The sequence below is a fragment of the Streptomyces sp. NPDC048269 genome (assembly GCF_040652395.1).
Lineage (GTDB): Bacteria > Actinomycetota > Actinomycetes > Streptomycetales > Streptomycetaceae > Streptomyces.
In genome coordinates this window covers 1-7,967 of sequence record NZ_JBEZLW010000093.1, presented here as the reverse complement: position 1 = coordinate 7,967, position 7,967 = coordinate 1, and the positions used below count along the sequence as shown (strand labels likewise).

General features: G+C 69.6%; 10 protein-coding genes. 7 read left to right on the top strand and 3 right to left on the bottom strand.

Annotated elements, in window-relative coordinates:
* Positions 1–483 precede the first annotated feature (483 nt).
* Positions 484–669, top strand: a complete 186-nt coding sequence (locus tag AB0D48_RS36820) for a hypothetical protein (protein WP_362407529.1) — start codon at positions 484–486, stop codon at positions 667–669.
* On the top strand, positions 666–2,771 hold the full coding sequence (locus tag AB0D48_RS36815; RefSeq protein ID WP_362407526.1) for a hypothetical protein: 2,106 nt from the start codon (positions 666–668) through the stop codon (positions 2,769–2,771). The genes AB0D48_RS36820 and AB0D48_RS36815 overlap by 4 nt, the downstream gene beginning before the upstream one ends.
* Before the next feature lie 60 nt (positions 2,772–2,831).
* On the opposite strand, the gene AB0D48_RS36810 is transcribed toward AB0D48_RS36815, so the two are convergent.
* Entirely contained in the window at positions 2,832–3,020 is a 189-nt protein-coding gene (locus tag AB0D48_RS36810; protein WP_362407523.1) for a hypothetical protein, read from the bottom strand.
* A 271-nt stretch (positions 3,021–3,291) separates the two neighbouring features.
* Here AB0D48_RS36810 and AB0D48_RS36805 point away from each other — a divergent pair, with 271 nt between their 5' ends.
* Positions 3,292–3,516 carry a hypothetical protein gene (locus tag AB0D48_RS36805; protein WP_362407520.1) on the top strand — a complete coding sequence of 75 codons (225 nt, stop codon included), beginning with the start codon at positions 3,292–3,294 and terminating at the stop codon, positions 3,514–3,516.
* A 292-nt stretch (positions 3,517–3,808) separates the two neighbouring features.
* On the opposite strand, the gene AB0D48_RS36800 is transcribed toward AB0D48_RS36805, so the two are convergent.
* A complete protein-coding gene (locus AB0D48_RS36800) occupies positions 3,809–4,975 on the bottom strand; it encodes a hypothetical protein (protein WP_362407517.1) in 1,167 nt (388 codons plus the stop codon).
* Positions 4,976–5,212: 237 nt separating this feature from the next.
* On the opposite strand from AB0D48_RS36800, the gene AB0D48_RS36795 reads away from it, so the two are divergent.
* The 4 genes from AB0D48_RS36795 to AB0D48_RS36780 all read left to right on the top strand — a co-directional run bounded on the left by AB0D48_RS36795 (position 5,213) and on the right by AB0D48_RS36780 (position 7,303).
* On the top strand, positions 5,213–5,440 hold the full coding sequence (locus tag AB0D48_RS36795; protein WP_362407514.1) for a hypothetical protein: 228 nt from the start codon (positions 5,213–5,215) through the stop codon (positions 5,438–5,440).
* Positions 5,441–5,829: 389 nt separating this feature from the next.
* Positions 5,830–6,045 carry a hypothetical protein gene (locus AB0D48_RS36790; RefSeq protein WP_362407512.1) on the top strand — a complete coding sequence of 72 codons (216 nt, stop codon included), beginning with the start codon at positions 5,830–5,832 and terminating at the stop codon, positions 6,043–6,045.
* 266 nt (positions 6,046–6,311) lie between these two features.
* Positions 6,312–6,461 carry a hypothetical protein gene (locus AB0D48_RS36785; RefSeq protein WP_362407509.1) on the top strand — a complete coding sequence of 50 codons (150 nt, stop codon included), beginning with the start codon at positions 6,312–6,314 and terminating at the stop codon, positions 6,459–6,461.
* Between the two features lie 620 nt (positions 6,462–7,081).
* Entirely contained in the window at positions 7,082–7,303 is a 222-nt protein-coding gene (locus AB0D48_RS36780; RefSeq protein WP_362407506.1) for a hypothetical protein, read from the top strand.
* A gap of 281 nt (positions 7,304–7,584) precedes the next feature.
* Here the strand turns inward: AB0D48_RS36780 and AB0D48_RS36775 are convergent, their stop codons facing one another.
* The gene (locus tag AB0D48_RS36775; RefSeq protein ID WP_362407503.1) at positions 7,585–7,785 is read right to left on the bottom strand and encodes a hypothetical protein; all 201 of its coding nucleotides are present in this window, start codon (positions 7,783–7,785) and stop codon (positions 7,585–7,587) included.
* Positions 7,786–7,967 lie beyond the last annotated feature (182 nt).

Here is a 7,967-nt window from a genome sequence, read left to right as displayed (position 1 = left end):
CCGCATGCACAATCTCGCCATCGCCGGATAGGCCAGCGGACCGCACCGCGACCGACCCTGCCCGACTCAAAGATCATTTACGGGACAACCCTTAGGGGTTTGGTTCGTTCCGAACGCTCATTGCCCAGGTCAGCCTGGGTTGGACGCACTGCTTGAGGTGTTGTTCGGAACGGTGGAGCGCCAGGCCGTATGGGTCGTGCCGGTCGTGTTCGGGGCCGGAAGGGGCGGGTGTGGGTGCGGAACGGGGGTGGTCTGCGAGCGGATTAAGGCGGTTGTGTTCCGTACTGGATCAAGGGTTGCCACCCGCCCTTTTGCGACCGCAGGCTTACGTCTCATCACAGCCCGTGCTCGGCGTCCGGTAAGCGCCTTGGGGGCTTGTCCTGTACGTCCACGTCGCCCAGGAGGCACAGCATGCAGGTACATCGATCTATTTGGCGTCGCGGTTCTGAGCCGGCCCCCAGCACCCCGTCTTGCGGGACGGGCGTGCTGTCGGACGGTCTGCGGGTGGGGGTCTTCGTGGTGGTCGTGGTGGTGGTCGTCGCGTTGATGAAGTCGGGTCAGTCCATGCTCGACGCGTTCGGCCTTGTGACCGTCGCGGCCGGTACGGCGACCCAGATCAGCTCGTGGCTCGGCCGGCCCGCGGCTGTACTGCCCGGGGGGACGGCGTGACGGCCCCGACGGCCCCCGGGGGCGGGGCGCGCTGGGAGGCGGAGCTCCGCAGGATGGGCACCCACAAGGAGATGCGTGATCTGCTGACCAGCTTCATGAAGGCCCAGGGGATGACGTACGACAAGCTCGCCAAGGCGGCCGAGCGAGCGGGGGGTCGGCGGCTTCCGAAGGGCACTGTGGGAGGCGTTTTGAGCCGGGAACGCCTCCCCGAGCTGGAGTTCGTGAGGCAGTTCCTCAGGTGCTGTGGACTGGACGAAGACGGCCGGGCCCTCTGGATCGAGGTGTGGTGGGCCCTGGATGAGGGGCGAGCTCCCATCGAGCAGCCGCCGGGCCGCGACGTCCCGGCCGAGAGCCTGGTGCCGGCCGAGGACCCGGTCCTGGCCGAGAGCCTGGTGCCGGCCGAGGACCCGGTCCTGGCCGAGAGCCTGGTCCTGGCCGAGAGCCTGGTCCCGGCTGAGGACCCCGTGCTGGCTGAGGACCCGGCGCCGGCTCGGGTCCCGGCTCAGGACCCGGCGCTGGCTCAGGACCCGGTGCCCCGGCCTCCGCGCCGGTCCCGGAGCCGGCTGATCGCGCTGATCTCGCTGGGGCTGGCCGTTGCCCTTGCCGGCGGCGTGTGGGGGTACACGGAGTGGGATGCGGCGCAGGAGGCGGACGCGAAGGCCGGGGCGGACGCCAAGGCGGCCGCGGACGCGAAGGCGGCCGCGGCGCAGGCCGCGCAGGTGCGGAAGTCCCACTGCGACACCGGTAACGCCAGGCTGCACCAGACGCTGGGCTGGTGTGCTGGGGTCACCGACGGCGGTGATCGCCACGACGTGTTCGGCAAGGCGTTCGAGCCGGCCCTCGCGGCGATGGGGGCTGAGAACACGGAGGTCATGAAGTCCCCCGGCTACGTCACGGTGGCCCTGATGGCGCCGCTGACCACCGAGGGCGGCAACAGCCTGACGGTCGGCCGCGCCGTGCACCAGGTCGAAGGGGCTGTCGTGGCCCAGCAGAAGGCGAACGAGGGCAGCACCTACCCCAAGATCCGCCTGGTGCTGGCCAACATGGGCAGCGACGAGTCGAGCTGGCCCACCGTCGTCGACGACCTCAAGAAGATGACCGGCGGAGCCGATCGGCTCGTCGCGGTGACCGGGATGGGACTGAGCCAGCAGGAGTCGGTCGACGCCGCGCGGGCCTTGTCCCAGGCCAAAATCCCGATGGTCGGCGACCTGATCACCGCGGACGGCTTCGACACCACCGGCAGCATCGACCACGGCACCGCGATCTCCGGACTGGTGAGGATCGCCCCCAACTCCAGCGCGCAGATGAGAGCGATCAGCCAGGAGATCCACAAGCATCCCGAGCTGAAGACCGCGGCCCTCGTCAGCGCGCCGACCACCCCGAACGGGACGCCCGACTTCTACACGGACTCCCTCAAGGGGGCGTTCCAGAACCCGGACATCGGTCTCCTTCCCTACGTGCGGGCGGGAGGGATCTCCTTCAAGTTCGATGCCCGGGAAGACGCCGTGCGGCCCAGCCTGGACACCATCAGCAACAACCTCTGCGGCAACGTCATGCCCCACTTGGTGTTCTGGGCCGGCCGCGCGACCCACTTGCCCGACTTCCTGGAGTACCTGCGCCAGCGGGAGTGCCACACCACCCCCATCACCGTGGTCACCGGGTCCGACGCAGCCACCCTGGATCCCAAGCTCGCAGCCCTCAACGACCCTGCCGCCCCCATCTCCCTCCTCTACGCGCCGCTCGCCGACCCCGGCCAGCTCGGCGCCGACACCAACCCCGACCGCGGCCTGTTCAACAAGTTCGTCGAGGAGTTCGGCGGCGACCACCACGGGCAGCAGTTCGACAAGAGCCACCTGGCCAGCGGATGGGCCGTCATGGCGCACGACGGCTTCCTGGCCGCAAGCCAGGCCATCCGCAAAGCGATCAACTCGCCCCAGACCCCGCCCAGCCTGCACGCGGTGGCGGCCCAGCTCTACCTGTTCGACGCCACCAACGTCATCAGAGGGGCCAGCGGCATCTTCCGCATCGACCCGGACACCGGCAACCGCAAGACCAGCCGTGACCCTCAAGTCAGACGCCTGGGCAACTCACTGAAGGACTAGGCGACAGTGACCGGCTTCGACCTGGTCGAGGCCGGCTCCCGCCCCGCGGCGGTGCTCCCGCTAGCAGTCCACCGGCGGAGTGTGACCGGCCCCCAGCGGGCGCCGGCCGTCTCGCGCGGCCATGGCCCGGATGGCAGGCGCTTCGGTGACGGCCGCCAGTTCGGCGCCGAGCAGCGCCCGGCGGTCCGGTGGCGGTGCCGGGGGAGTAGCGGGGCGGGGGCCGGTGCCCAGGGGGCGGCGCGCGATCATCCCGCGAGTCTGGACTATGCCCAATTCCCCTTTTGAACGGGGGAACCGGCACCCCTTCCCCGGCGCCGCCTACGGCCATGAAGGTGGGACTCCTACGCCCCGCCGGGCGGCCATTCAATAGCCGGAGGGGGCCAGGAAGTTCGTCCGCCTGCACACGCATGCCCCTCATTCAAGATTTTTTAGACGGGGGATCGGGGGAGTTCCTGCACGTCAGCGCTATCGAATGGATCCCGCCCGGCCCGCAGCTAGACCACCAACGGGAGGAACCCTCATGTCCGCCACCATCGACCAGCAGCACCAGCCGGCCCCGCAGCCCCCGAGCACCGACCCCGTGCTGCTCCTGGTCGTGGGGATCGTCGTCGTCCTGGTCCTGGGCGCCACCGGCTACCTGTGCGTGGTCCACCGCTCGCTGGCCGGGCCGATCGGCGCCGTGGGCGGGGTGGCCTCGGCACTGGCCGGCGCGTTTGGTGTGGCGCTCGCCCTCCGCCGCCGGTGACGACGAGATCCGCAGGTCCGTCGGGTGAGCCGCCGCCTGTCGGCGCGTGGCCTGTGCGAGACACGGGCCCCGTGAGGGAACCGCTGGTGACGGCCGGTCAGTGGTCCGCCGTCGCGTTTCGGGGTCCAGGGGGCGCCGGCCGGGCGCGGCCGCGGACCGCTCCGTGCGTCCGGTGGCTTCGGCGGCCGGGGCCACCTCAGCCAGCTCGGCCGCGAGGCGGGCCCGATGGTCGGGCGTAACAAACGAAGATCACCACCCCAAAACTCGCTTGGGAGCTTGGGAAGGAGGGTGATTACCCCAATAGTTCTAGGCTGCCGAGCCACTGTCCGAGTGGGTCGATGAGGAACGGGGCGCCGATTGCTGCGACGAGCGTCGCGATTGCGGCGAGTGTCACGAGGACCAGGGGCCACTCGGTGGTCCAGCTGTTGTCCGAATATTTCGCCGCGATCGAGGCACTCAGGCCCAAGCACGCTACCGATACCGCGAGTGTGACAAAGGCGGTCACGGCGAGCTTCCAGATGGCGGGGCCGGGGGTGGTTTGCATGCCGCCGCTGAAGATCAGGCCCACAAGGCCGATGACGGCGATCAGGGCGAGGACGCTGAGGGTGTCGCGGCCGGGCGTGTACTGCTCGTTCTTGGGGGGCGGGGACCGGGTGTAGACCGTCCTCGTCCTGGGCGGCGTCCGTTCGTCGTAGGGATTCCGCAGGCGGTGGCGCGGAGCTTGCGGAGGGGCCGCCGCTTTGAGGTTCTCTTCCGCCGCTGCGACCCGGGCGCGGCGGGCCGCGAGGGTGGCGTCCATGCTCGTGTCCTGCGTTGACGGCCCGGGAACGCGGTGTTGTTCTTCGACGAGCTCACGGTTCTGCTGGCGTAGTACGCCGACTTCCTGGAGCAGGAGGCGGGCCTCTTCCTTCTGCTGGGTGAGTTCCGCTTCGATCTGGTGGATGTAGTCCTGGGCGTGGCGCAGGCTCTCGTCCTGTTCGGTGACCCGGGCCTGGAGTATCTCGCGTTCGCCCTCCGCGGTCTGTGCGCGGGCGAGTGCCACTTCCAACTGCTCGGCGAGGTGCCCTGCCTGTTCCTCAAGTCCGGTCAGGCGCGTCTCGGCGACCTGCTGCGCACGCTCCTGCTCACCGCGTAGGCGGGCCAGCTCCTCTTTGAGCTGGGCCAGCTGGACGGCCGGGGATCCGCTGGCGAGGTGCGCCTGTCCGCACAGCGCATCCAGCTCCGCCCAGACCTCGTGGGTCAGGGGCAGGCCCCGGGCAGCGAGGAACGCCTGCATGGCGCGGAGCGTCTCGCGCGGGGCGATCCGGTCCCCGCTCAGATAGCGCGAGAGGGCTGCCGCGGAGATGTGCAGCGCGTCGGCCATCGCTTTCTGCGTTCCACCGGTGGCGGTGTAGCTGGCCACCGCCTTGCGTAGCGCGGCCGCGTACGCGGCCGCGGCGGTCTCTTCGGATGCCTCCATCGCCTGCCTCTCAACCGGCAAGCGCCGTCCATGAACAGCGCAGTTGACCGATTGTCACGCATGTGATGACACGCCGGGAACGCCCGGCTGAGGACGGCTGGATGTTGCCGATTGGCCGGTAATCGACCGTTCCCACTCCTGCAAGATCCGCTCCCGCCAGAGGCTGAGAGCAGCGAAAGTTCGTGCTCCGCCCACTGCCCGCGGACCGTCCGCAGGCCCTTTCGGGAGGGAACCCTCATGTCCGCCAACCAGCAGCCCCAGTCCCCGCAGCCGGCCCCGCAGATGCCCGGCACCGATCCGGTCGTGCTGTTCCTCCTGGTCCTCGTCGTCGTCCTGGTCCTGGGTGGCACCGGCTACCTGTGTGTGGCCCACCCGGCGCTCACCAGCCCGATCGCAGCGGTCGGCGGGGTCGGAGCGGCACTGGCTACAGCATTCGGCGTCGCGGTCGCGATCCGCAGGCGATGACCTGGTCTTCGGCCGGGCCGGGGACTCATCACTAGATCAGATAAAGGGCAGCCCACGCCTTCCCACGCGAGGAACTGCGCGAGGGCCTGAACCCCCGTGTGGAAGGGTCGTCGCGCCCCCGCACCGCAGCTCCCTGACGGGTTCAACACCGGGGCTCCGGGCGGGTGGAAGTCGGCGACGGGGGCGGGGCGCTGTACCTGGTGGCGTGCCCGAGCGGGTCTCTGGGACGTCCGCGGCGGAGTCCGCTGGTCTCCCGGCCGCATAAGCCCTGACTGGAATATGCCACTCGGTCGGGTGAATGGCTCCTTCACGCATCAGGAGCTGCGGGTAGCGTCGATCACGTCAGCCGGAGAAGTGGCCGACACACCAACGGAACTACTCGCTGAACCGTGGACCTGTCGGGCCTGGCCCTGTTCCTGGTCCTCGCGTGCGAGAAGGACTGGTCTGCCTACCCCGGGGAGAAGGCTCCGAGTGGTACCGCTGGTCCTCCGACACCCACGAAACGCGGGCTGAAGGAGCTCGTCGCCCTCGGGTTCGTCGAGCGACGGGAGCACCGCACGAAGGCCCCGCTTTCCCCGCTCGGCGTCACCATGGCCTACCAATAACCAGCGCACCACCATCACCCGGCTGCGCAAGCCCAAGATGACGGCCGCACTCGTCGGACGCTGATCCCGGTCAACTTGCGGGCCTGACCCCGCCGCCTTGCAACCTGCTGTCCGCCGGCCACCCCGTGACGCAAGGGGTGTCGGCATCTCATGCTCCGTGCTCCGTCGGCGGACCGTCCGCCGGCATCCCAGGGAGGGAACCTCGTGTCCACCGCTACCAATCAGTCCCAGCAGCTGCCAGCCCGCAGCCCTCAGGCACGGACCCCGTGCTGCTCCTGGTCCTGGTGCTCGTCGTCATGGTCCTGGGCGCCACGCTCTACCTGTGCCTGCTCCACCCGTCCTTGACCGGTCCGATTGGGGTAGTGGGCGGGGTGGCCTCGGTGCTGGTTGCGGCGTTCGCCCTCTACCGACGCTGACGACCGCCTGGCCGGATCAGCCGCGGGCCCCTGGTGTGCAAGCGGGCCCGAGAGATTGCTTGCCGCTGCCTGTGGATAGCGCGACCAGCTGAGTCAGCGCCGCTCTTGCGGAATGTGCGGGCCTCCAGTGCGGACCATTCGGGCTAGCCGGTGGCCTCGGCGGCCCACCTGGGCCACCTCGGCCGGTTCGGCCGCCAGACGGGCTCGGGGGCCGGGCGTCGCCGAGGTGTCGGTGGCGGCGCGGGGGCCGGTGCCCAGCGGGCGGCGCTCGACATCTGCCCAGTCTTGCGGCAGCGCCGTCTGGCCTGCCGACCGGGAAGGGCCGCAGGCCCCTGACCGTAGGCGGGTACCGAGCCGGAAGGTGCCTTTTTGTCCGTAATGCGAAGGTGTGTGTTCAGCGCCTGGCCGGAGAACGCCATTCACGCCCTAAGAGGCGCCAAAGCAGCAGTTCAGAGCCGTTGAGTGGGCGTTCTGCGGGGGAGAGTGCGCCCTTTGAACGTCGAGGCCTCACTTGTCTACCTTCTGAATCGCTCGCCGCCCTCACCGTGAGACGGATGAGGGCGCTCCTACCTGCCACTGCCTGCGGACCGTCCGCAGGCGCTTATTGGAGGGGAACCCCTATGTCCGCCAACGACCCGCAGTCCCAGCCCCAGCAGCCGACCCCGCGGGGCCAGGACTCGGTGCAGACGCTGCTCCTGGTTCTCGTCGTCGTCTTGGTCCTGGTCGGCACGGGCTACGTGTGCGTGGCCCACCCGTCCCTGACGGCTCCGATTGCGGCGGTCGGCGGGGTCGGCGCGGCGCTGGGCGCGGCATTCGGCGTCGTGCTCGCGAACCGCAGGTGATGACGTGGTCTCCGGCCGGTCCGGGGACTCATCGCTAGAACACGGAGGGCCGTCTACCCGTCAGGTGGGTGGCCCTCCGCATGCCGTTCCACAGTTCCATGGCGTACGCCCTCCGGCTGTCGCTTGGCGCCATCGGCCCGGGTGTTCCCACTGGGAACGCCCGGGCCGACCGGCGGTTGTCGGCGCCGTGGGCTTGGCCGCCCCTGCGATGGCCGGGCTCCGCGCATCGTTGCCTGCGCTGATCTGTGGTGGGGAGGAACTCGGTGAGTCTGTCGGTGGTGTCATCGGCGCTTCCAGAGGTACAGGAGGAACGGCATCACGATTCCCGCGTACAGGCCGGCTACGCCGAGGGCGACCTGGGCGGGGTCGGCCCAGGGCGGGGCGAGAACGAGTCGCTGGCGTCGCAGCCGGGTCAGCTGCTGCGCGTTGGTCTCGGTGGTCTCGTTCGTCTCGGTCTGGGTGGACGTCGTGGTGGTGGACATGGTGTTCCTCTCGAAGGCGTCGGCGTTGCGCCGGGGTTGTCTGGGAGCGGGAGCCACTGTGCGAGTCCGGCTGGCGGGGGTCGAGTTTGAAGTTCCCCCGTTGATGTGGACACCTGGACACTGGGACGTATGAGCCCAGGGGAAGCAGTGCCAGGTGGGAAGTAACTACACGAAGCGATATA